Origin of the sequence: Flavobacterium crocinum (genome assembly GCF_003122385.1) — a bacterium.
Taxonomy (GTDB): Bacteria; Bacteroidota; Bacteroidia; order Flavobacteriales; family Flavobacteriaceae; genus Flavobacterium; species Flavobacterium crocinum.
Genome location: NZ_CP029255.1, coordinates 2,537,205 through 2,561,445, shown reverse-complemented (window position 1 = coordinate 2,561,445; position 24,241 = coordinate 2,537,205). Strand labels below are relative to the sequence as shown.

21 protein-coding genes are annotated in these 24,241 nt (G+C 42.2%); 13 read left to right on the top strand and 8 right to left on the bottom strand.

The window, feature by feature from the left end; translation table 11 throughout:
- Positions 1-179 precede the first annotated feature (179 nt).
- The 3 genes from HYN56_RS11500 to HYN56_RS11490 are packed head-to-tail and all read left to right on the top strand — an operon-like array spanning position 180 to position 7,246.
- Positions 180-3,200 carry a SusC/RagA family TonB-linked outer membrane protein gene (locus HYN56_RS11500; RefSeq protein ID WP_109192300.1) on the top strand — a complete coding sequence of 1,007 codons (3,021 nt, stop codon included), beginning with the start codon at positions 180-182 and terminating at the stop codon, positions 3,198-3,200.
- 10 nt (positions 3,201-3,210) lie between these two features.
- Positions 3,211-4,590, top strand: a complete 1,380-nt coding sequence (locus HYN56_RS11495) for a RagB/SusD family nutrient uptake outer membrane protein (protein WP_109192299.1) — start codon at positions 3,211-3,213, stop codon at positions 4,588-4,590.
- A 10-nt stretch (positions 4,591-4,600) separates the two neighbouring features.
- Positions 4,601-7,246 carry an alpha/beta hydrolase family protein gene (locus HYN56_RS11490; protein ID WP_167398305.1) on the top strand — a complete coding sequence of 882 codons (2,646 nt, stop codon included), beginning with the start codon at positions 4,601-4,603 and terminating at the stop codon, positions 7,244-7,246.
- Positions 7,247-7,314: 68 nt separating this feature from the next.
- On the opposite strand, the gene HYN56_RS11485 is transcribed toward HYN56_RS11490, so the two are convergent.
- The 3 genes from HYN56_RS11485 to HYN56_RS11475 form a co-directional block, all read right to left on the bottom strand.
- Positions 7,315-7,590: a hypothetical protein gene (locus tag HYN56_RS11485; protein ID WP_109192297.1), complete on the bottom strand. Its 276-nt coding sequence runs from the start codon at positions 7,588-7,590 to the stop codon at positions 7,315-7,317.
- Between the two features lie 97 nt (positions 7,591-7,687).
- Positions 7,688-9,199, bottom strand: coding sequence for a MauE/DoxX family redox-associated membrane protein (locus HYN56_RS11480; protein WP_167398304.1), 1,512 nt, complete (start codon positions 9,197-9,199; stop codon positions 7,688-7,690).
- A gap of 222 nt (positions 9,200-9,421) precedes the next feature.
- Positions 9,422-9,712: a hypothetical protein gene (locus HYN56_RS11475; protein WP_109192295.1), complete on the bottom strand. Its 291-nt coding sequence runs from the start codon at positions 9,710-9,712 to the stop codon at positions 9,422-9,424.
- 398 nt (positions 9,713-10,110) lie between these two features.
- On the opposite strand from HYN56_RS11475, the gene HYN56_RS11470 reads away from it, so the two are divergent.
- Genes HYN56_RS11470 through mobC form a run of 3 tightly spaced genes read left to right on the top strand, consistent with a single transcriptional unit; the run spans position 10,111 to position 13,745 of the window.
- Entirely contained in the window at positions 10,111-10,503 is a 393-nt protein-coding gene (locus HYN56_RS11470; RefSeq protein WP_109192294.1) for a plasmid mobilization protein, read from the top strand.
- Positions 10,488-11,738, top strand: a complete 1,251-nt coding sequence (locus tag HYN56_RS11465) for a relaxase/mobilization nuclease domain-containing protein (protein ID WP_109192293.1) — start codon at positions 10,488-10,490, stop codon at positions 11,736-11,738. The genes HYN56_RS11470 and HYN56_RS11465 overlap by 16 nt, the downstream gene beginning before the upstream one ends.
- 18 nt (positions 11,739-11,756) lie before the next feature.
- Entirely contained in the window at positions 11,757-13,745 is a 1,989-nt protein-coding gene (gene mobC, locus HYN56_RS11460; RefSeq protein WP_109192292.1) for a conjugal transfer protein MobC, read from the top strand.
- A 48-nt stretch (positions 13,746-13,793) separates the two neighbouring features.
- Here mobC and HYN56_RS11455 read toward each other — a convergent pair whose 3' ends face one another.
- The 3 genes from HYN56_RS11455 to HYN56_RS11445 form a co-directional block, all read right to left on the bottom strand.
- Entirely contained in the window at positions 13,794-14,228 is a 435-nt protein-coding gene (locus HYN56_RS11455) for a DUF1810 domain-containing protein (RefSeq protein WP_109192291.1), read from the bottom strand.
- Between the two features lie 14 nt (positions 14,229-14,242).
- Entirely contained in the window at positions 14,243-14,635 is a 393-nt protein-coding gene (locus HYN56_RS11450) for a hypothetical protein (protein ID WP_109192290.1), read from the bottom strand.
- 67 nt (positions 14,636-14,702) lie between these two features.
- Positions 14,703-15,167 (bottom strand): hypothetical protein, encoded by a 465-nt coding sequence (locus tag HYN56_RS11445; protein ID WP_109192289.1) that lies wholly within the window; start codon positions 15,165-15,167, stop codon positions 14,703-14,705.
- A 222-nt stretch (positions 15,168-15,389) separates the two neighbouring features.
- Here HYN56_RS11445 and HYN56_RS11440 point away from each other — a divergent pair, with 222 nt between their 5' ends.
- Positions 15,390-17,717, top strand: a complete 2,328-nt coding sequence (locus tag HYN56_RS11440) for an ATP-dependent helicase (protein WP_109192288.1) — start codon at positions 15,390-15,392, stop codon at positions 17,715-17,717.
- 52 nt (positions 17,718-17,769) lie between these two features.
- Here the strand turns inward: HYN56_RS11440 and xseB are convergent, their stop codons facing one another.
- Complete coding sequence (gene xseB / locus HYN56_RS11435; RefSeq protein WP_317047944.1) at positions 17,770-17,982, bottom strand: exodeoxyribonuclease VII small subunit; 213 nt, start codon at positions 17,980-17,982, stop codon at positions 17,770-17,772.
- Complete coding sequence (xseA, locus tag HYN56_RS11430) at positions 17,957-19,393, bottom strand: exodeoxyribonuclease VII large subunit (RefSeq protein ID WP_109192286.1); 1,437 nt, start codon at positions 19,391-19,393, stop codon at positions 17,957-17,959. Before xseA ends, xseB begins: the two co-directional genes overlap by 26 nt.
- Before the next feature lie 327 nt (positions 19,394-19,720).
- Between xseA and HYN56_RS11425 the strand changes: the two genes are divergently transcribed.
- From HYN56_RS11425 to dinB, 6 genes are all read left to right on the top strand, one after another.
- A complete protein-coding gene (locus tag HYN56_RS11425; RefSeq protein WP_109192285.1) occupies positions 19,721-20,110 on the top strand; it encodes a single-stranded DNA-binding protein in 390 nt (129 codons plus the stop codon).
- A gap of 37 nt (positions 20,111-20,147) precedes the next feature.
- Positions 20,148-20,531 (top strand): Cas9 inhibitor AcrIIA9 family protein, encoded by a 384-nt coding sequence (locus tag HYN56_RS11420; protein WP_109192284.1) that lies wholly within the window; start codon positions 20,148-20,150, stop codon positions 20,529-20,531.
- On the top strand, positions 20,528-21,853 hold the full coding sequence (locus tag HYN56_RS11415; RefSeq protein ID WP_109192283.1) for a PcfJ domain-containing protein: 1,326 nt from the start codon (positions 20,528-20,530) through the stop codon (positions 21,851-21,853). Before HYN56_RS11420 ends, HYN56_RS11415 begins: the two co-directional genes overlap by 4 nt.
- A 266-nt stretch (positions 21,854-22,119) precedes the next feature.
- Positions 22,120-22,590, top strand: coding sequence for a JAB domain-containing protein (locus tag HYN56_RS11410; protein WP_109194781.1), 471 nt, complete (start codon positions 22,120-22,122; stop codon positions 22,588-22,590).
- Positions 22,591-22,648: 58 nt separating this feature from the next.
- The gene (locus HYN56_RS25300; protein WP_109192282.1) at positions 22,649-22,888 is read left to right on the top strand and encodes a DUF6965 family protein; all 240 of its coding nucleotides are present in this window, start codon (positions 22,649-22,651) and stop codon (positions 22,886-22,888) included.
- 169 nt (positions 22,889-23,057) lie between these two features.
- Positions 23,058-24,239 (top strand): DNA polymerase IV, encoded by a 1,182-nt coding sequence (dinB, locus tag HYN56_RS11400; protein ID WP_109192281.1) that lies wholly within the window; start codon positions 23,058-23,060, stop codon positions 24,237-24,239.
- Positions 24,240-24,241 lie beyond the last annotated feature (2 nt).

The following is a 24,241-nucleotide window of genomic DNA, read 5'->3' as shown; positions in this document are numbered from 1 at the left end:
TTAAGTTTCGCTCAAGTCGAACTTTTAAAACAATCAAAGCCCGTGCATTAAATTTATGTTCATTATGATAATTAAGTAGATTCCTTAATACATAAAAATGGCCCTCAGCTGCAGCGACCAAACTAGAGCAGAGGACCTTAGCTAATCAAATATCCATTTAACTAACCAATCCCAATATTATGAATTATTTTTCATTATTTAAGGATGGAAGAGCTCTTTATTGCCTATTTTTTGCTGGCATACTGTTATCTTTTTCATCGTCGTACGCCAAAATTTCAAAACGGCATTTCAAAACCATTTTACAGCATCAGGTACAGGGAACAGTCACCGACGGCATAACTCCCCTTCCCGGCGTAACTATTGCTGTAAAAAGCAGATCAAATAATAGTTCCATTACAGATTATAATGGGCAGTTCTCAATCAATGTGTCGCCGAGCGACACGCTTATTATTTCATTTCTGGGATTTAAAACTCTTAATATGCCAGTCGCGGGGAGAACCAAAATCACCATTGTGATGCAGTTTGATACCACAACCCTGCAGGAAGTGAAGATTAATGCCGGATATTATTCGGTTAAAGAAAGCGAGCGCACCGGCAATATTGCACGAATTACTTCTAAAGACATCGAAACCCAGCCCGTAACCAATATCCTTGCCGCCATGCAGGGCCGAATGGCAGGAGTGAATATAATCCAGACCACAGGTGTGCCGGGAGGCGGATTTGATATCAAAATCAGAGGACAGAATAGCCTTCGGGCAGCGGCAAATAACCCGCTTTATATTATAGACGGAGTTCCCTATGCTTCTGACCCTATCGGATATTCGCAGACTTCCACTATATATCCTAGCAGTACAAGCCCTTTAAACAGCATTAATCCCGAAACAATAGAAAGCATTGAAGTGCTTAAAGATGCCGATGCCACTTCCATTTATGGATCAAGGGGTGCCAATGGCGTGGTCCTTATAACTACCAAAAAAGGAAAAGCGGGCCGTACAAAGTTCACTCTCTCAAGCTCTACCGGAGCAGGAAAAGCAACAAAATTCATGAAACTGATGGATACGCAGCAATATGTTGCTATGAGAAAACAGGCGTTTATAAATGACGGCATTACGACGTACGGCGCTTCGGATTACGATATAAACGGTACCTGGAACCAGAATCGATACACCGACTGGCAGAAAGAACTGATGGGAGGCACTTCTCAGCTCAACGATCTGCAAGGTTCCGTATCGGGAGGATCTGATAAAACACAATTCCTAATCGGCGGAAACTATCATCAGGAAACCACTGTCTACACAGGCGATTTCAAATATAAAAAAGGAGGAGTCCAGTTAAGCCTCAACCACGTTTCAAAAGATGATAGATTTCAGATTAATTTCTCGGGAGTATATAATATACAGAACAGCAACCTTCCTGCAAATGAACTGACTTATACCGCACAGACGCTTGCGCCAAATGCCCCTTCACTTTATAATCCAGATGGAAGTTTAAACTGGGAGAATCAAACCTGGCAGAATCCTCTTGCAATGCTGAATTCTAAATTTAAGGCCAAGACAAAAGATCTTGTTGCAAACGCACTGCTGTCATATAAAATTACGCCGGAGATAACCGCTAAAAGCAGCTTTGGATACACAGACCTGAAAACTAATGAAACCCGAACCACACCCTCCACAATCTATAATCCCATCTATAATATAAGCAGTGCGCGTTCTTCGATGTTTAGCAATATTACCGGCAGGTCATCCTGGATTGTTGAACCGCAGCTTAATTGGGAGAAAGATGGTGATTTCGGAAAAGCAGGATTGCTGATTGGAGCAACTTTCCAAAACCAGATCAACAGCGCATTATACCAGTCTGGTACAGGTTTTAGTTCAAACAGTTTGATTTACAATCTTGCGGCAGCAAAGACCGTATCCATCCTTGCAGACGATGAGACGCAATACCGATATCAGGCCTTTTTTGCCCGTTTGTTTTACAGCTATCAGCAGCGCTACATCATAAATCTTACCGCCAGACGCGACGGATCGAGCCGATTTGGGCCCGGCCGGCAGTTCGCCACATTCGGAGCGGCAGGATTTGCCTGGCTCTTCAGCAATGAAAAATTCTTAAAGAACAGTTCATGGATGAGCTTTGGAAAAATCAGAGGCAGTTACGGCACGACCGGAAACGACCAGATTGGAGATCACCAATATCTGGATACCTATACAATTACAGGAATCAGCTACAATGGAACCATAGGAATGCAGCCTTCAAGACTGTTCAATCCCGATTTTGGATGGGAAATAAATAAAAAATTGGAATTGGCTCTGGAAACTGGTTTTCTTAATGACAGAATCTTTGCAACCTTTTCATGGTATTCCAACCGTTCTTCAAATCAGCTGGTCGGCATACCGCTGAGCGGCGTTACCGGTTTTGCTTCCATTCAGGCAAACCTGAATGCGGAAGTCGCAAACTCGGGTCTGGAATTGACTTTGCGCACAGCAAATATTAAAAGGGGAAACTTTCAGTGGCAGACCAATTTCAATCTTACTTTCCCAAAAAACGAACTGGTTTCGTTTCCAGGGCTTGAAAGCTCGACCTACAGCCAGAAATACAGGATCGGACAGCCGCTAAATATTGCCCTAGTTTATCAGCTCAAAGGAGTAAATGTGCAGACAGGAATATATGAATTTGAGGATATAAATGGGGATGGCAAAATTTCTTATCCGCTAGACAGGCAGAAAGCCGTAAACCTAAATCCAAAATATTATGGCGGTCTTCAAAACCAGCTGGCTTATAAGAATTGGAATCTAGATTTTCTATTTCAATTTACAAAACAGCAGAACCGTTTGATTCCTATGGGAGCTGCAGGGTCGATGTCCAATCAGCCGGCGAGGATCGCTGACGCATGGCTCCAGTCAGGCGACAGCAGACCATATCAGATATATACTACCGGTGTCAACAGTGCAGCGGTAAATGCCGACTCTTATTTTTCTGAAAGCGACGCCTTGATTTCCGACTCGTCCTTTATAAGGCTCAAAAATATCGCCCTCACCTATCAGCTGCCTCTTAGTCTGACAGAAACTAGCTGCAAGGTTATTTTACAGGGGCAGAACCTTCTGACTTTCACAAAATACAAAGACGGCGATCCGGAATTTACCAGTTACGGGTTTCTCCCTCCTCTTAAAACAGTTACAGCAGGGATCCAGCTAACCTTTTAAACTTATAATCATGAAAATATTCTATAAACAACTTCCAATACTGATTGTCCTTTTGACATTCACCTCATGCGATTCATTTGTCGAAACAGATCTGCCAAAATCACAGCTTGCAAGCAGTTCCGTTTTTGAAAACTATGAGACGGCAAATGCAGCGTTGATAAACGTTTACGCTAAACTTCGTGATACTGGACTGCTTACAGGCACCGGTACCGGACTTTCCAATATATTGGGAAATTACACCGACGAGCTGACTGCATACGGAGGTGCAACAAGCACCAATATGGCCTTTTATAATAACGCACTTCTGCCCGGATCGACAGTAATATCAAACTTATGGAACGCATCCTACAATCAGATTTATGCTGCTAACGCAGTAATTGAAGGTCTTGATAACAGCAGCGGGATTACAACGGAAAATAAGAAACAGCTTTTAGGGGAAGCGCTTTTTCTTAGGGCGGTGGTGCATTTTTATCTGACTAATCTTTTTGGTGATGTGCCTTATGTTACTACAACAGACTATCAGAAGAACAACACGGCTGGCAAAGTCGGAAGCGCGGAAATATACAAAAGCATAATTTCCGACCTTCAGACTGCATCGGCGCTATTGCCTGAAACCTATAGCAGTGCTTCGAGAGGCAGAGCCAATAAATTTGTATGTCGTGCATTGCTGTCCAGAATTTACCTCTATAACAAGTCATATCCTGAAGCGGCAAATGAAGCATCTGCCCTCATAAACAGTACTGCCTTGTTTGCTCTCGAATCAGATCTCAACAATGTCTTTTTAATCAACTCAAAAGAAACGATCTGGCAGTTTGAATCAACCTCCGCAGGACAAAATACGAAAGAGGGGCCTATCTTCATATTTACAGCCGGCCCTCCCGCATCTGTTGCGGCAAGCACGATACTCACCAGTTCATTTGCTGCGCTTGACCAGAGAAAATCAAAATGGTTGAAAGCCGTATCAAAAGCAGGTGAAATCTGGTATCATCCGTATAAATATAAAGAACAGACCAATACTTCAGTCTCAAAAGAATACTCGGTAGTGCTGAGGATGGCAGAACAATACCTTATAAGATCTGAAGCCAGAGCAATGCAGGGCGATCTAATAGGTGCAAAAGAAGACCTAAATAAAATTAGGCTGCGTTCTGGTCTGCCAGGAACACAGGCTCTCTCCAAAGAAGATTTGCTTAGCGCTGTACTGGAGGAAAGAAGATGGGAACTTTTTACGGAATACGGACATCGCTTTTTTGACCTTAAAAGGCTGGACATGCTTGATGCTAAATTACAGCCTGTCAAAGCAGGATGGAATACTGAAGACCGCCTTTTCCCAATTCCGCAGACCGAACTGGGAAACAATCCAAAACTTCTTCCGCAAAATCCGGGATATTAAAGAAATAATCATGATTCACACTGGTATTAAAAATATTGCAATAACCCTTTTTAGAGCTTTGGCTCATGTTTTTTTTATTTTGCCATTAGTAACCTGTCCCGTTTCGGGACAGGCGGTGCAAAAGAGAAAACTCACTTTTAATGACTATAAGCTTTGGGGACAGCTTAGACTGGACAAATCCTCACCCGATTCACATTGGATCAGCTATGCTGTGCAGTATGAAAACGATGCAGATACACTTTTTGTCGCCAGTACCGCCGGCAATGAAAAATACGCGCTGCCTTCGGGCTCAAAATCACTTTTTACAAAGGAAAACATCTTCATTTTTATGAAAAAAAATGAGCTGCATGTATTGGACCCTGTGACTGGCAGGAACGAAAGTTTTGAAAGTGTTAGCCGATATGAATACTCTATGGCATTAAATAAGCTTATCATCCTATGTAAGGAAAAAGACAACACAGAAAAACTGATTACTAAGAGTCCTTTGGCAGACAGCAAAAATGAGATTACAGGTGTGTCGGATTTCTCCTTAAGTCCAAACGGAGAATTGCTTGCTTATTCCTTTTACAGTGATGGGAAAAATTCCGCATTGCTATTTGACCTTCGCAAAAACCAGATGCTAAAAAGCATGGCTCAAGACAGCAAGATTGGATATAAATTTTCAGCCTGGAGCAGAAACAGCAGGGCCTTGGTTTTCAATGGGCAGTCAGGTAAAAAATCTTCCAGCCACTTATACTATTATGTCGTTACACAAAGCAGGCTTTATGTTCTTGATGCCGGCAGCCATAAAGGCCTTAAGCCGCAAAGCAGAATCATTAACTCGGCGCTGAATCCGATATTGATTGCAGATGATCTGGAAAAGGTTCTGTTTTCTGTAGGACCAGACAAAAAAAAGGACACCATTGAAAAACCCAGTGTTGAAATATGGAATGGGAATGATAAATGGGTGTATGGCCAGAACGAGCGCTATGGCAGATTTGACTTGAGTCCTAAATTAATGCTCTGGAAACCTAAGAAGGAATCCCTGCTTCCGATTACTTCTGAGACTTTTCCATCGGTTATGCTGAGTCGGGATTTGAGCTATGCGGTACTTTCAAATCCCAAACAATACGAGCCTCAATTTGAACATCGCGGCCCAAGGGATTACTACATATTAGATCTGGATAATTTCCAAAAAGATACCCTCCTTTTAAAACAATCTGCTGCACTAGAATACATGTATGGTTCGTCTAACGGAAAATACATTTCCTATTTTAAAGACAATGACTGGTGGGCTTACAATGTAAAAAGGAAAACACATGTCAATTTAAGCGGAAAACTCAAATATCCTTTTTACGGAAAGGTAAATCTGCTGGCATCGGACGATCCGTATGGAAATCCCGGCTGGAGCCGCAGCAACGATGAAATCCTGCTTTATGATGAATTTGATATTTGGGCGCTGAAACCTGACGGTAGTTCGGCCAGAAGACTCACCCGTGGAAGGGAGAAAAAAATCAGATTCCGTCTTCATGTCGATAGGCAGAACTTTAGAAAATCATTATATGATGCACCGCTTAATGAAACTTTCGATCTCAATGATGAACTGTATCTCAGTGCTGCAGGCGATGACGGAAAGACTGGCTATTGGAGTTGGAGCCGTTTTAAAGGAGAAAAGGAAATTTTGTTTACAGATTCCTATGTTGATAGATTCATCTTCAATGTGAAAACCAAAACTGCTGTAATGGTTGAGCAGAAATTTAATATCCCTCCCAGAATCATTTCTAAAAAAGGGGAACGTGAAACTCGCGTCATAGTGCAGAGCAATCCGCAACAGGTAAATTATTTCTGGGGAAAAACTGAATTGGTCACCTTTCAGAATTCAAAAAAACAAAATCTAAAAGGTGTTCTATATTATCCTGCAGATTATAAGCCATCTAGAGATTATCCGATGATAGTGGGAATATATGAGAAGCAGTCGCACCTCCTGCATCAGTACATCAATCCGACACTGCTTAACGAACCAGGCTACAACTCCACTGTTTTCACAGCAGAAGGCTATTTTGTATTCCGGCCGGATATAATTCATGAAAATGAAAACGTCGGCTTTTCAACACTTGACTGCGTTGAATCAGGCACCAGAAAAATAATTGAAATGGGGCTTGTAAATCCAAAAAGGATAGCTTTGATGGGACATTCATTCGGAGGCTATGAGACTGCTTTTGTTATCAATCATTCAGATCTGTTTGCTACCGCAGTTGCCAGCGGAGGAATTTTTGATCTTACCCGCAGATTTTTGACTTTTGGAGCCAATATGGCTATGCCGGAAATGTGGCGTTTTTCCAGTGGCGGATGGCGTCTGGGAAAAAAAACTCCGTTCAGCGACCGCTTGGATTTTGATCGAAATTCTCCTTTGGAATCTGTCACAAATTTAAATATCCCTCTGCTGATGTGGTGCGGGAAAGAAGATACGCAGGTAGACCCTTTTCAAAGTATGGAATACTATCTGGCGCTCCGCAGGCTGGGCAAGAAATGCATCTTTCTTCAATACCCTAAAGAAGACCATACGCTGATGGATCCAATGAATCAGGAAGATTTATCGCTTCGCATATTGCAATGGTTTGATTACTTTCTGAAAGATCAAAATAAAGCCGAGTGGATTACAGCTGGGACACTATGATTCTCTAGAAATTTAAAATGCCGTTCCATTGGAACGGCATCATTATATGGGTTAATAATTCAATTTGTTTACTCGGGGCGATATAGTTTTACCACACAGTCGCCATTACTGTCTTTTCCCCAAGCCTGCGCTCCTGTAGTGCCATTGATACGGCAGACAAAATCATTTTCCTGAGTGTCGCAGTCTGCTTCAATATTGGTACAATTACCCAAAGCATCCAATTGATATCCTGGCTCTGGAGCTGCTGCAGAAGCTTTCTGCATTGAAGTAGTAACAAAGGCTCCTGAAAGTCCAAATGCCAGTACTGCAAATGGAACAGCATTTTTTAAAAATTGCGTTTTCATAATAATAAATATTAAATTAAAACTCTGATCTACTTTTTTCTACAGGTGTTCGATCTTTATTTCCTGATACTGGCCGGTATATTATAATTGCTGCATTTTATTCAGCACTTTTCATTTCTTTTTTTAGAATTGCCTTGAAATCATAAACTACTAATGAATTTCCGATGATGGCATATAAATGGTCTCCCGTTGCCATGATGTTTTTTAGCTTTTCATCTTTGATTTTATAAATTGGAAAACTCATTATATAAGCCTGTCTGCTTATATCGTAAACATCAATTATGAAAGCCTGATTCCAGGTTGTCTCATCCTGAAATTTCCCTCTCACTTTCGAATGGATAAAAAGAAGATTTCCATAGACGGCAGCACCCGCATTCACAATATAGGGAGGAGCAGACATTTTCCTTTCCGTACTGTTTTTCACATAAGAAACTTTTAACCTGGCATGGCTAGTGGTATCGATTGTGCGGCTTCGCGAAATTAATTCAGCATCTTTTCCTGCAGCGATAAACTGATTGCGATAAAAATACACATACACTATTTTTTGGGTAGTTTCGTCGTATAAAAGTCTTCCATCCGTATCAAAAACGCCGTCTAGCTGTTTTTGCAGCAGCCGTTCATTGTAGTTTAACCGCCCATTATCATTATCAAATACACCTAGAATATTGGCAAGATCATTTCCCTTATTGGATCGAAGCACTATTCTGCTGCTGTCCATAGGCAGCGCCTGATCAAAATAAGGCAGTCCATTGAATTTTTTGTTTAGGGTCCAATCTTTTGAGCTTCCTCTGAAAATAACTGGAACCGTTCCGTCAGTTAAATAGAAATAATGATTCTGAACTCTTACAGTTGGTCTGTGGAATAATATTTTCCCACCATTGAAAATAATTCTGTCAACCTTCTGGTTTCCTAAATTTTTATCTACGGAAAAAAGCTGAAGAGGTGCTGTAGAATTGCCCAGATAAATTCGGCCGCCGGAAGTGCCTGCAAAATAATAAGAATTATATTTTAGGTCCAGCTCATTGCGAAACATTGCTGCATGGCGGGGATACCTTCTAATAAAAGGATTTTCATAATGCATTATCCGTTCCGAACAGATAAATAAAAAGATAACCGCAGCAGTACCGCTGAAAGCAATACTAAAAATCCAAATAAAGCTTTTCCTGTAACTTGTTCTGATGTCTTGCTTATCAAAATTTGCGCTAAGCAGTATTGCAGCTATCCCTAAGAAAATAAAAACAACATTAAAAGCTAGATGGGCATTCCAGCTCATTTTTCCCAAAACACCTCCGCAGGAACAAGGTACGAAAGAGGTGTAGTGCAGGATTATAAAAATATAGGCCGTAAACATAACCATTAGCCCATACGCTGCAAAAAGTCCCACAAGCTTAAATCTGGGGATTAAAAGAAGCACGCAGATAATAATTTCCAATACCGGCACAAATACGGAAAACTGATCGGCAAATGCACTCAGAAGCGGTGACTGTCCAAGCTCTATTTTAAAATGCTGGAAATCCATTAATTTGCTTGCCGAAGCGTAAATGAACAGCAGGACAAAGAGCAGACATATAGTGTCTCTGATAAAATATTTGGTGCGGAGGCTTATCATAATGATCTAATATTTTTAAAGTTTATTATAAATTTCTTTCATATTTAAACTGTAAGTTGTTGTCAATACAAATTTAAATGGGATAATTCTTATACATACTTTAAAAATCAAGCTAAAAACTTTGAAAATCAGGCTGTTTTATATTTTTACTGTCATCAAAAAAAATGCCCGCACTTTGTAAGAATAGTGCAGGCATTAAATCATAGTGGGTCTTTTGTGGAATCAGCCTTTTATGGAGGCGCTGATTTCTGCAAGTTTTTCATGCAGTTCTATAAGCCCTGCCTTCTGAAGGCAGTCTTGGGAGAGGCTCTCCAATTCTGTTTTTCCCTGCTCGCTTACGCTCTCCAGAAGAACCGAAGATCCTTCCCTTATCTTTAGCCCGTCCTGTATCAGATGGCTTAAAAGCAGCACATTTTTTCGTGAAATTTTCAGATCCATTTTCACCGTCTCATTCATGCCAGGGATACTTAGCACCGTATCAAAAACCTTGGCTGCATCATTTGCTGTAATCATACTTCATCATTTTAAATTAATATTCCACTTGCCGTAAAATTATAAAGTATCTACCCTATCTACCCTACTCAAAATTTGGGGAGGATTGCAGGGCTTGCAGGCCTTTTCTAATTTAGCTCTCAGGTTAATCCCTGGTATCTGTGCAATGGGTACTTTTAGAATTTTAAAGCAGATTCTGAAATGGATTTCCTTAAAATTTTAAGGGAGCTAACAGCTTCTTCATAGCTTATTGCTAAAGCTGAAAAAATCCTTTTAGAAGCTTTCGGACTGCGGTTTTCTGCAGTCAGCAAGATGTCTAGTTGTATCACAACTAAAAATCTTGCTGCCCCTCTGCTCGGAACTCGCTGGCAGTGAAACTTTCAGATTAATTTAAATGGATATAATGAAAAAGAAAGATTATGGAAGAGAAAAACAGTGGCAGAAACAGATGGCTTCACATCCGGCTGACCAAAGAAGAATTGCATATTATTGACAGGAATTTCAAAGCATCAGTCTGCCGCAAACGCAGTGATTTCGTGCGAAGAAATCTATTGCGCAAACCCATTGTAATGAAGTACAGAAACGAGTCATTGGATAAACTTTTGCAGGAGCTTATCCAGCTGCGGACCCAGCTTAGTCTCATGGGCAATAATTTCAATCAGAGCGTTAGAAAACTCCATACCCTTTATGAAATTTCCGATTTAAGAGTATGGATTATGGCTCTTGATTCGGACAGGGACAGATATTTTTCTCTGGTAGATGAAATTAAAAAACACATTGAAAATCTTGCCAAAAAATGGTTGCAGTCATAAATACGGGACGCTCGATAAGAGGCATATTCATTTATAATGAGAATAAAGTTTCTGAGGGAAAGGCGGTATGCATCGGCGAGGGAAATTATCCGATGGATATTGAAAAAATGTCAGAAAATTTTAAGCTTGGAGTCTTTTTAAAACAGCTTCAGCTCAATGATAATGTAAAACGCTCCGCAGTGCATATATCACTGAATTTTGACCGCTCTGATACGGATTTATCAAAAGAAAAACTCATGCAGATTGCTTCTTCCTATATGGACATGATTGGATTCGGATCGCAGCCTTATTTGGTCTACCAGCATCACGATGCGGGACATCCGCACATCCATATTGCTTCGATAAATGTTACGGCAGACGGATCAAGGATCAACATGCATAACATTGGAAGAAACCAATCCGAAACAGCTCGGAAAGAATTAGAGATTGCTTTTAATCTGGTACGCGCAGATTCAAGAAAAAAACAGGATCCAAGGGAAATTCATGCCATCGATGCTGAAAAAATAAAATACGGTGCAATAGATTCCAAAAGAGCCGTCAGCAGTGTACTAAATGCAGTCATTCCTCATTACAAATACACCACGCTGGGTGAGCTCAACGCAGTATTAAACCTGTATAATGTAAGAGCAGAAAGGGGAAAGGAAAATTCAAAAATGTTTCAGAATAAAGGGTTGGTCTACCAGATTCTGGATGAGAATAAAAAGACTGTAGGGATTCCAATAAAAGCCAGCAGCTTTTATTCCAAGCCTACCCTTTCCCAGCTTGAAATTAATTTTGCTGCGTCCAAAACTTCGCGTGTGGTAAACATGAAAAGAACGCGAAATGCCTTGGATTTGCTGCTTTTGAAATATCCTTCCATTACGCTTTCCCAGCTTGAAGCGCGGCTCGCTAATCAAGGCATCACGGCTGTAGTTAGAAAAAATGAAAACGGTTTAATCTACGGCATGACCTACATAGATCATAACAGCAGATGCGTATTCAACGGAAGCAGTCTCGGACCAGCTTATGCAGCCAAAGGGCTCCTTGAGCGTATTGGCGGATCTTCTGAATTTGGAAAACAGTCGGCTGTTTTGGAAAGACCACTGAGCCAGCAAAATTCTTTTATTTCCGCAGCTGAAGTCCAGCGGATAATCGATGAAGTTCTTTACGCAGGATCGCCTTCTGACTACGTTCCCAATCAGCTTAAGAAGAAACGGAAAAAAAGCAGGAGAAAAGGACAATCTAACAATCATTAAAAACTAAAAATCAAAAGCATGCAGACAGGAGAAAATGAACAGGCGCTTAGAAAAATTTTAGACATGACTAGACTGAAGGGAATCGCAGTTCTGCTCATCCATTTTTATTTTTACTGCTTCCATTCTTTCAGGCAGTGGAATCTTACTCCGGATTTTGCCCAGCGGATCTTGGAAAATATTTATCGCACAGGCCTTCTGGACAGCTTTCATAAATCCAAGTTTTTTGCCTTGGGACTGCTGACTATTTCCCTTATGGGAGCCAGAGGAAGAAAAGATGAAAAACTGCATTTTAGAACTGCTTTTTACTATATCTCGCTGGGGCTGCTGTTTTACTTTGGATCTTACACCGCATTTAAAATATTTGCGGATGCCGAAGTCTGTTCCGCAGTGTATATTTTCTTGTGTTCTTTTGGCTATCTGATGATTCTTTCGGGTGGCACGCTCCTGTCTCGCATAATCCGAAGAAGACTCAGTTCGTCTGACATTTTCAATAAGGAAAATGAAACTTTCCCGCAGGAAGAAAGGCTAATTGAAAATGAATATTCGGTCAACCTTCCCGCCCGCTATCACCTCAAAGATAAAGTGCGCAAAAGCTGGATTAACGTCATCAATCCCTTCCGTGGCATTCTGGTTCCGGGAACGCCGGGTTCGGGAAAATCATACTTTGTAATCCGCCATGTAATCACCCAGCACATTGCCAAGGGATTTTCTATGTTCATATACGATTTTAAGTTCGACGACCTCACCATTATCGCCTATAATGCCTGGCTCAAATTCCGGCATCTTTATGCCGTGGAGCCAAAATTTTACATCATAAATTTTGATGACCTCTCGCGAACCCACCGCTGCAATCCCCTTGATCCTGAAGCAATGGCAGACATTACCGATGCCGCCGAATCGGCGCGCACAATCCTTATGGGGCTAAACCGAGAATGGATCAAAAAGCAGGGAGATTTCTTTGTGGAATCTCCCATAAATTTTCTCACAGCGGTCATCTGGTATCTGAAAAAATACAGCAATGGTGAGTTCTGCACCCTGCCGCATGTAATTGAAATGATCCAGACTGATTATGAGGAGCTTTTTACGCTTCTGAGAACCGAAAAAGAGATCGAAGTGCTGATCAATCCCTTTGTCAGTGCATTCCTGAACGAGGCAGTAGACCAGCTGGAGGGGCAGATAGCTTCTGCAAAAATCTCACTGGCTAAACTCTCCTCCCCACAGCTCTATTATGTATTGTCGGGCAGTGATTTTACACTCGACATTAATAATCCCTGTGACCCTAAAATTGTTTCCATGGGAAATAATCCGCAGAAAATACAGACCTACGGTGCGGTGCTTTCCCTATTTGTCAGCCGTCTTATCAAACAGGTAAACCAGAAGGGAAAACTAAAAAGCAGTTTGATTTTTGATGAGTTCCCGACCATCTACCTCAACAATATCGACAGCCTGATTGCAACGGCAAGAAGCAATAAGGTGAGCACCTGTCTTGGCATTCAGGATTTCAGCCAGCTCCGCAAAGACTATGGACGCGAGCAGGCCGACGTGATCATTAACATCGTTGGGAATATAGTATCAGGACAGGTCAGTGGCGATACGGCAAAACAGCTTTCAGAACGTTTCGGAAAAATAATGCAGGACCGTGAAAGTCTTTCGATAAATAGCAGCGATACCTCCATCAGCCGTTCAAGACAGCTCGAATCGGCAGTGCCTCCTTCAAAGATTTCTACGCTGAGTTCGGGGGAGTTTGTTGGCATGACAGCAGATAACCCGGACTGTCGAATTGAGCTTAAAACCTTTCATTGCGAGATCATTAATGACCATGAAAAAATAAAAAAAGAGACCGATAATTATAAAGAGATTCCCGTCATTCGCACAATTGATAATGTAATGGTCCAGAAAAATTATCTACAGATTAAAATCGAAATTCAGGAAATAATCCACAGTGAAATGGAAAGGATAATCAAAAGTCCGGCACTTTCATCTTTGGTTCTCAAAAAAGAAAAATAGCCTTAATTTATTTGATGTTTTCTTTTTGCTTTGAAAAGAAAAACTTTTTTAGCAGGTGGAGTGTTTTATAAGCTGCAGGGTTCTTTCGTCCTTCTCTCCTCCGTAATATTTTTCAAGCACCTTCACAAAATATTCAGGCGCTTGCGGCAGCAGACTGAACAGGGTCATACAGGATTTCAGTTTTCTCTCATCTGGTCTGCCAAGGATTTCCAGCGCCGTTTTATTTTCGATTTGAAGCATGGCATGGGTAATTTCCACAAGGCGTCTACCCAATATCGGATGGTTAAGATACAGCCCAGCTTCTTTCAGGTTTTTAATGCCGTAATAAATATTGTATTCCGTAAAACCCAATCCTCTTAACTGCGGAAAAATGAACCACATCCAATGGCTTTGCTTCTTTCCTTTTTTTATTTCATCCAAAGCCTGCTCATAAGCATTTTCCTGTGCAGATAAATAGCGCTCAATACCTTCCTTTAAATTCATAATTAGCCGCTTTTTCAAAACTCTTCCTGATACATCATCTCAATTGTTATCTCTTTTTTGGCTGGTCCCTCCTCTGTGAAGATTGTCGTCCATTTGGGCTCAAAATTTTTAATCAGAAAATGGAATGCATCTAATATTTCTTCTGCAGAACTTTCCATATTGATCCCCAGATTATTCTGATAGCCGATAATTCGGTAGAATACTCCATCCTCCAAAAGTTCGTCTTTTCCATCGGCTGTATTGTCGGGCGCTGGGCCAAATGAATAAATTTCAGTTGCGGGGTCGCAAAGCAGTCCGAGAACATCAGTGCGGACAGTCAAAAACAGGCATTCGTCCTTCAGATGATAAGGAACCTGCAGATTCTTTGCCCTGACAGTTAGTGCGAGATCTTCAAAATGTCCTTCCATAAATGGCAAATTTGATTTCAATATCTATTGTGGCAATGCCCCTAGTCTTTCACGTAACTTTTCAGAGTCAGTCAAGAATACCCTTCCCGAATATTTTTTCAATTTGAAAAATATAGCTTTTCAATATTGGAGTAGCCAGGTAAAATCGGCTGACCGCTGCGGCTTTCGCATCGAGCTTCTGACTGTCGAAGCAGCGCTCCAGCAATGCCGTATAATCCTTAAGCTGGCTTTCATCGAATATATTGCGCAGATCCCTTTCGGTGTTTACAATTGATTCGAGCATTGGAAAATCATTATTGTTATCCATCTCATACCTTTCAAGCCCCGACTTTATTTCGAGAAACTGCTTTCTGAACAGGCTCATCACTTCAGGCATATTATGTCCATAAAAAATATCGGGTATCAGTCCTGCCTTATAGTGCGCATAATGTTCCTGCGAAGCATTCGAATCTGCCAGATACTTTTCAAAGGTCTGGATCCTGTATATATAATCCACCTCAAAAACATTAATATCCTGATAGTCAACATTCATACGTTGCTTTATTTAAGTTATACATAAAAATAGCGAAATTTTTGATTGCATCCAACCGTAAAAGAAGTCTGTTGAATTGCAATACATGGCACCATAAACCTTATGCATAGCAAATAAGCTGTGAAGAAAGGAATGTCTTGGTTTTAAACTCTTGAAATTTATTGCTTAAATTTGTGGAAGCGGAGTCTTTTCTTTAGATGCTTCCTGCTAAATATTTTGAATATGACCGATCCAATATTAGAAAATTTAAACCCAAAACAGCTTCAGGCAGTAAAAACCACTGAAGGCTATGTAAGAGTTATTGCAGGAGCCGGATCTGGAAAAACCAAGGCGCTGACCTCACGTTTTGCTTATATAGTGGACCGGCTGGGAATCAACTCATCCAATATTCTCTGCGTGACTTTTACCAACAAGGCGGCGCAGGAAATGAAAAAAAGGGTTAAAGCGCTGATCGGAGATCTTTATGATGTTAGCTTCATCACAACCTACCACGGTTTCTGTGTGAGGTTTCTGCGTGAGGAAATCAACAAAATACACTATCCGAAGAATTTTATCATACTGGATGCAGAAGACCAGAAAACCATCCTTCGCGATGTGTTTACGGAATTGGACATCAATTCCAAAAACCTGACTTTCAAGCAGGTCTTAAGATTTATCTCCAAACAGAAAAGCACCTCGGATTACCTAGGCTATATGCTGGATAATAAAAGTTTTCAGGATGATGAAAAAGATTCGCTTTCAAGCCGTGTCTACCAGAAATACCTTGATAAGCAGAAGCGCAACTATGCATTGGATTTTGATGACCTGATCCATTTTACGGCATTTATACTGGATAGCAATCCCGACGTGCTTGCCAAATGGCAGGAAATGATGCATTATATACAGGTGGATGAGGCCCAGGACAGCTCTGACAGCCAGTTCCATCTGGTGGAAATGCTCTCGCGCGTTCACCAGAACTTGTTTCTTGTTGGCGATCCCGACCAGACCATTTATGAATGGAGAGGTGCCAAACCCGAATACCTTGTGGAATTTGACAGGATGTTTCCTGATACGAAGACCATAATAATGAACCAGAATTACCGCTCAACGCCAAACATCCTCAAAGTCGGCAACCATATTATTAAAAACAATAAGGTAAGAGTGGATAAGGATATGGTCACTGAGAATCCCGAAGGAGTTGAAGTGGTCCATTTTCATGGCAAAAATGACTTTGAGGAAACACTTTGGGTGGCATCGGAAATCAAAGAAATACTTAAAACGGAAAATGCATCCTATTCCGATATAACCATCTTATACCGTTCCAATCATCTTTCTAGAAATATCGAGCAGGCGCTAATTAAGGAAAACATTCCCTATGCCATATTTGGAGGCGTGCGTTTTTTCGAACGAAAGGAAATCAAGGATGTGCTTTCCTTTTTAAGGCTTATTGTGCAGGGAGACAATTTCTCATTTCTGCGCATGTTCAACCATCCATCCCGCGGACTGGGCAAAAAGTTTCTAGAAAGGCTGAGCTTTCTGGCAGCCGAGCAGAACCTTTCCCTGCTTGATGCGCTGCAGCGCAATATCGAAGATAAGGAACTCAATAAGAAAGGAGCGGCAGATTTTCTATTTTTGGTTTCAGAACTTAAAAAAGAGGCAGATCAGAATTCCATCTCGGATCTGGTCAAGATCATACTCGACAAAAGCGGGCTCTCCGAACTCTACCGCAAAGACGGCGATGAAGACAGGCTTGAAAATATAAAAGAGCTGGTAAGCTCCATGATGCTGCTCGAGAAAGAAAATAACGCGCCTGTCAATATTGTAGAATACCTGCAGGAAATAGCACTTTATACCGATCTTGATAAAGAGACCGAAAATCAGGATAAGGTTCGCCTGATGACTATTCACATCTCTAAAGGTCTTGAATTTCCATATGTATTCCTTTGCGGTTTTACCGAAGGGGTGCTGCCAAGTGCGCTTTCTATCAAAGAAAGGAGAAAAAGGGCAATTGAGGAGGAAAGAAGATTGATGTATGTAGCTGTTACAAGAGCAGAAAAGAGGTTCTATATGACCGACTCGGAAGGGTTTAATTTTACAACTGGGCTAAATAAATATCCTTCAAGATTCCTGTTTGAAATAAAAGAGGAATTTTATGTGCGTAAGGGAAAACTTTCACCTGAAATTCTTCAGGTGGCGCAGTCCTCAGCGGCCGCTTCCAAAAGCAGCGAAGATACGGCATTCAGACAGGGAGATTTTGTAATGCATCCGGTATGGAATAGAGGAAGGATAGAATCAGTTGATCTGGAGAAGAACCAGTACATTGTGCACTTTTTTGAAATGGATAAGGAAAAGCCTATTGATTTTGCTTTCCGTTTTCTTACGGCCGTATCCGATGCACAAGAAGACCCTGCATCACCTGCCGATTTGCTGGAACTGCATAATAGCTTAAAGAACACGCCGGATCCCTTTGAAAATAATGATTCTACACAGGACGTTTTGGATAAGGAAGTCAACTCTTCAGATATATTTGACCAAAGTGCTGATAGCAGTGAAAAAAAATGGCCGGAGTAGATGATACAGTAATCTCTCTGGCAATATCTTACTGGATTGTGAAGCAGAACTGTTATTCCTTCTGCTGATTTTCCATGCCGTCAATGATCTTTCCCACTTCTGCCTCGGTGGCTTTAAGCCTGCCCTGGCAGAAGGCGATTAATTCAGATGCCCTCTTTACTTTCGATGCTAGCTCATCCACTGAAATGGTCTCATTTTCTATTTCTTTTGAAATGGCAGTCAGCTCGCTCCAAGCCGCTTCATAGGTCAGTTTCTCTTCCATCATATTGTATTTTTTCCCTAACGGTGCTTTTTAGTATGGTATCATAAAGGACCACTTCTATATTGTCTCCTTCTTTTATATTTTCTGTATTGCTGGTAATCCCGCCTCCTGCTCTTACGATGGCATAGCCTTTCTTAAGTATGTTCTGCGGAGACATCATCCTGATGCTTTTCTGCATATGTTCAAGATGCAGGCTTCTGGTTTTAAGATATCCTGCCGCAGATCGTTTCAAGTTTCCTGCAAGATAATCAATATCGCTTCTTTTGCGGGCAAGCAGGCTGCGTGAAATCTGCGCGGTACTCTGTGCCATAAGCGATAGCTCACGGCTGTGCTGATAAAGTATGCCTCTGCTGTCCGCTGCAAGCTTCTGATTGGTGCTTGACAGCTTTTCTTTGTATAGGCCCACAAGCCCTATTGCGTTTCTGGAAATATTTCTTTTAAGCTCTTCAAGCATTCTGAAATGGCCCATAAAAAGCTGCTGTGATCTGATGACGATATTCTGCTGCAGCGAAAGCAGCCCCATCTCGAAACTTCGGTTGTGGGCGATGATAAACTCTGCAGCTTTAGTGGGGGTTTTGGTGCTGGTATGCGCCATAAGATCCACTATGGAGACATTTTTCTGGTGCCCGATTCCCGTTATGACAGGAATCGGAAATTTTGCCACGGCACGTCCTATCTGGTAATTGTCAAAAATCAGAAAATCCGACTGCGCGCCTCCTCCCCTTATAATGATTATGGCATCGTACGCTATGCCTGTGTTGAATACCTCTATGAGCTTATTTAAAAACAGTTTGGCGTTGTTGTCTCCCTGCACTACGGTGTAATAATCATCGATCTGAAAAGAATAGCCAAAATCATTATGCTTCAAAGTATGCCTGAAATCTTCATTCCCCGCCGAGTTGCTGGCCGATATCACAGCAAGCCTCTGCATGGCTAGGGGCAGTATAAGACGGCTGTTCAGTGTGGAGTAGCCTTCTGGTGTTTTGGTGATAAAATCATTTTCTTCTACCAGTCTTTTTAAGGTTGTATTGCGCTGCTGCTCCAAAACTCCCAAGGTAAAATTGGCATCGATATCCAAAACATTAACCGATAGTCCATACAGCGCATGGTAATCCACACTGACCTGTACAAGCACATGAAGATTATTGGTAAATGCCTGTCCTGTCTTTTCTTGGAAATCAGACAGCCGTACAGCACCTTCCCCCCACGCTTTTCCCATGATCTTGGCTGTAATCGCGCTGTTTTTCTCCCCTTTTTCAACAAGCTCAAAGTAATGGATCTTTTTATCTGCCTTATAGTTATGGCTTGTCACATCCGCAACCACCCAGTAGGTGCGCCCCTTGAAACGCTCACTGATGGCCTGATGGATCTGATAGTTTAGCTGAGAGAGTGTGATAAAGTTTTCCGGTCCCATAGAGTAAAGGTGAAACTGCGGCTCTTGGCTTTGATTATTCCGCACAGCTAAGGTAAGAATAATCCATCAGATACTAAAACACTGAAAAACTGCTGCAAAATCATATAGGGAAATTCTCAATGAAAACGGATTAAAAGAGCCGCGAAAATAGCACCCGCAGGCTCCTGCATGCGCATAACGGCCTTGCCGCCCTTCGGGACTTATAGCACTCCGGATCCTTTATCGGGCGCTTGATTTTGTGCTTTCTTTTTTCCCGTTTTTCTTTTGGAAAATTTCATGCGGGGCTTGAGAAAAAACAGAAAAGTATTCACTTAAAATTATTGAATCATGGAAATCTCAGGACGAATTGTAAAGGATGCCATAACGGCAAAAGTCTCAAATGACAGGGAGGTGGTAAATTTTTCCATCGCCGTAAACGACAGCTACAGACCAAAAGGGTCGACTGAACTTAAAAAGATAGTGACTTACATCGACTGCTCGTATTGGATGAGCGCTAAAATGGCGCAGTGGCTTAAAAAAGGCACTATGGTCGAGCTCTTCGGGCGCATCGGTCTGAATGTCTACACCAATGCCGAGGGAAAGGCGCTCGGCTCTCTGACCTTTCACACCAGTAACATCAAAATACTGGTTTTCCCGAAAACAGAAAGCGCTTTTGCTGTTCCCGCAGTCCAAAGCAAAAGCATGGCAAAAAACGAACCTGACGATCTGCCTTTCTGATTGGAATCATTACCGTTTCACATAAAAATTATGCGCCATGAAAGCATCAGAAAAATTCAAGACCGCCATAGAAACCTACCTAAACGTGAAAGCGCTGACCGATGCGCTATTTGCTGACACCTTAAAGAAAGAAACCAAAAACTTGGAGAGCTGTTTCCATTACATTTTCGGCGAGGTTAAAAAAACAGGCGAATGCGCCTTTGACAATCAGGAAATCTTTGACATGGCTGAGAAATACTACACAGACGACAGCATCGGCACGCCTGCCCCAATCCAATGCAGGGTCGCAGTCAGCGCTCCCGAAAAGCCTGATTTGTTCTCAACTGCTCCCGCAGTTCCTGAAAATGAAGTTCAGAAAACTGAAACAGTACCGCCACCCGTGAAGCCTGTCCAGCAAACCCTAACACTTTTTGACTTATGATACCTAAAACAGCCATAGAAAAAGAAATAAGCGCCTTAAGCGCTGAGCTTTCGCCCATAACAGCAAAAATGCACAACTGGGCTGAACAAAATATTTTCCTCAAATGGGCGGTGCTTTCACGTGGGAAATTCCATTGTCTGGACTGCGCCCACTCGTGGAAACCCGACAGCGAAAGCCAGTCCTGCCAAAAATATATCGCTTGCACTGCCTGTCAGGGCAGGCTTAAAATGCATCAGCACAATCAAGTGCATTTCAAGGAAATTGAATATTTTGCCACGACTGATGCCTTCCGAGGGTATCAGGTGGTGCGCATCATCTGTTCGCACAAGAACATGAAAAAGAATGTTCTTCCCGACTATTCCCATACCGAAGTCATGCAGCATTGGATTAATCCAAAAGGGGAAGTGCGCACCATCTCACGAAGCACCAACGTTTTTTCCCAAGCCTATGATGCATGGAAATATTATTCCCCACTCGAAATCCGTCCCAAAAATTTTCAGGAATCCCCGAAATACCGCATAAATCCCTATAAGGTTTATCCGAACTTGAAAGTGATTCCGCTTTTGAAAAGAAACGGCTTCAAAACTTCCATGCACGGCATTGCTCCGCAGATTCTCTTTACCGCCCTTTTGAAAGACCCCATAGCGGAAACCCTTTTAAAATCGGCGCAGAACTGCCTGCTCAAACATTACCTGGCTTCCCATGAACAGCACCTGCGTGAGAACTGGCAGGCTGTTAAAACCTGCCTTAAGCACGGTTATAAAATTCAGGACATCAAGATTTGGGAGGATTATATTACATTACTGCGATGGTTTAAAAAAGACCTCAGCTCTCCTGCACTTGCCTGCCCTGAAAACTTGGACGAAGCGCATGACAGGCTTGTCGCCAAAAAAATGGAGATTCAAAGAAGAAAGCATCTTGCTCAGATGCGAGCCGAAATACAGCAGGCAGAGCCGATTTATGAAAACGATAAAAAACAGTTCTTAGGGCTTTCCTTTACCGATAAAGACCTTACCGTAAAAGTCCTTGACCGTGTGCAGGATTTTCTTGAAGAGGGCGATACGCTCAACCACTGCGTATTTACCAACGAATATTATAAAAAGAAAGATTCACTGATACTGTCTGCTCAGATCGAGAACAGACCTATTGAAACCATTGAAATCTCCCTTTCCAAAATGGAAATCATCCAATGCAGGGGGAATCGAAATAAAGCCACCAAACACCATAACAGGATTTTGGGCATTATCCGAAGAAACCTGCCTGAGATTGCCAAACGGTTGAAAAAACAGGAAAAGCAGGAAAAGCAGACCGCTATTGCTTAAACCCTTTTAATACTAACACCGCAGACTTGTACTGCGGTTTTTTTTCGGCGCGCAGACACTTTAAGGCGCACGGGACAGTTTTGGTCTAGGAGCTATTTTGGAATGTTAAGTCAATTTCACCACAAAGTTCGGGCACGGCTTTCGGTTCTCCGCAAAAAATTCCCCCATAAATGCAGGGCTCCGTCCTGCTTTATTGCGTTGCTTTCTGCGTTCGCTCAGCCCTGCCCGGCAGCGGTGCTGTAATTAATCTTAAAACTACAGCAGCTATGAAAAATCTACATCAAAACACAGACTGGCAGAAAGTATCAGAAATCGAACTGATCTATAAAAGCAGAGTAAAAAGCGCCGACAGGCCTTATATCGCATCTTCCAAAGATGCTTACCGAATTCTGCTTGACAGCTGGGATCCCGGCAAAATAGAATTCTTCGAACAGTTCAAAGTGCTTTTGCTCAACCAGTCCAACAGAGTTCTGGGAATCTACGAGGTCTCCTCAGGAGGCATTGCTGGTACCGTGGTTGATATGCGCCTGCTTTTCGCGGCAGCCCTGAAAGCTGCCGCCGTCGGAATCATTATCACCCACAACCATCCCTCAGGAAAGACAGCGCCTTCCGAGGCCGACAGAAATATGACCCGAAAAATCCATGAAGCGGGAAAACTGCTGGATATACCGCTTCTCGACCACATCATCGTGACACCTGAGACCTATTACTCTTTTGCAGATGAAGGCGCCCTGTAAGGGCGTTTTCATCTTTTATGGGCTTGGTCTGTTCTGGTTTTTTAAGTAATTTTGCCCTATGAATCATGAAGAAATAAAACGCCATTTTGAGAACAATCCTCCCCCAAAGGAAGTTAGATTGACTGAATGGGCAAATATCACCGACACGCAGGTTTTCCTTAGCAGCTGCTATTCGACTATCAGAAATTTTAACGGCCCGATAGACAGATGCCCTGCATGGTGGCATCTGAGGGATTTTTACCTGCTTATGAAAAAAACAGCCGACCAGCCGGCCAGCGAAGAGCCTGCTTCAGAATAATTCTGATCCTTCCGTAAATTCTTAATAAAGCAAAAAAGCACCTAAATCGGTGCTTTTTTTATGCCCTGAAAAATAAGGCTTTTTTAATTTTGTTATTAATTAGAACATTTTATTTTTAAAAATTGTTATTGACTGTACTAATTTTGACAAGTATAAAATGATTAAGATTATGAGCCGGGCTATTGTACATATCGACATGAACACGTTTTTCGTATCCTGCGAAAGGCTGACAAATTCTGAACTTAACGGCATACCGCTTATCATCGGCGGAGGTGACAGAGGCGTTGTGGCATCATGCTCTTATGAAGCCAGAAAATTCGGCGTGCGTTCCGCAATGCCGATCCATATGGCCATGAAGCTCTGCCCTCAGGCCAAAATTATGAAAGGCGACATGGAACTCTATTCCAGGCTTTCCCACGACATTACCGAAATCATTCAGGAAAAGGCGCCTGTGGTGGAAAAAGCCAGCATCGATGAATTTTATCTGGACATTACCGGCATGGATAAATTCTATGGCAGCTACAGATGGACTGATGAGCTGGCGCAGCGCATCACAAAAGAAACGGGGCTCCCCCTCACCTTTGCCCTTTCGGTCAACAAGACCGTTTCGAAAATCGGAACCGGCGAAGGCAAGCAGAAGCAGAATCTTGAAATTCCCGAGCATCTGGTGCAGTCCTTTTTGAATCCGCTCTCCATTCGAAAAATCCCGATGGTGGGACAGAAAACCTTTGAGCTTCTTTCGAGAATCGGCATTCGCACCATCCAGACCCTTTCTGAAATGCCGGCCGAATCCCTGCAGCAGATGATCGGCAAAAACGGCACCGAGCTCTGGAAAAAAGCCAATGGAATTGACAACACTCCCGTGGAGCCCTACACGGAAAGAAAATCAATTTCTACCGAACATACCTTTTCACAGGACACCATTGATGTATTAAAATTAAACCGGATCCTGCAGGGCATGGTGGAGAAACTGGCCTATCAGCTGCGCGCCGAAGAATGGCTCACCTCAACGGTGACCGTCAAAATAAGGTACGCCAACTTTGATACCGAAACCAAGCAGTCAAGGGTGCCGTACACCTCGGCGGATCATATTCTGACCCAGACCGTGACCGATCTCTTTACCAAGCTTTACCAGCGCCGTATGCGCCTGCGCCTCATAGGCGTACGCTTCAGCGGACTGGTCAGGGGAACCTATCAGATTGACCTATTCAATGACACCGAAGAAATGCTGGCCCTCTATCAAGCCATGGACAGGATGAAGACCCGTTACGGATTTGATGCCGTGATGAGATGCGCCGGCGCATCTTTCAAACCCAACAATAAAGACGAAATTTTAAAACGCAAAAAATAAAT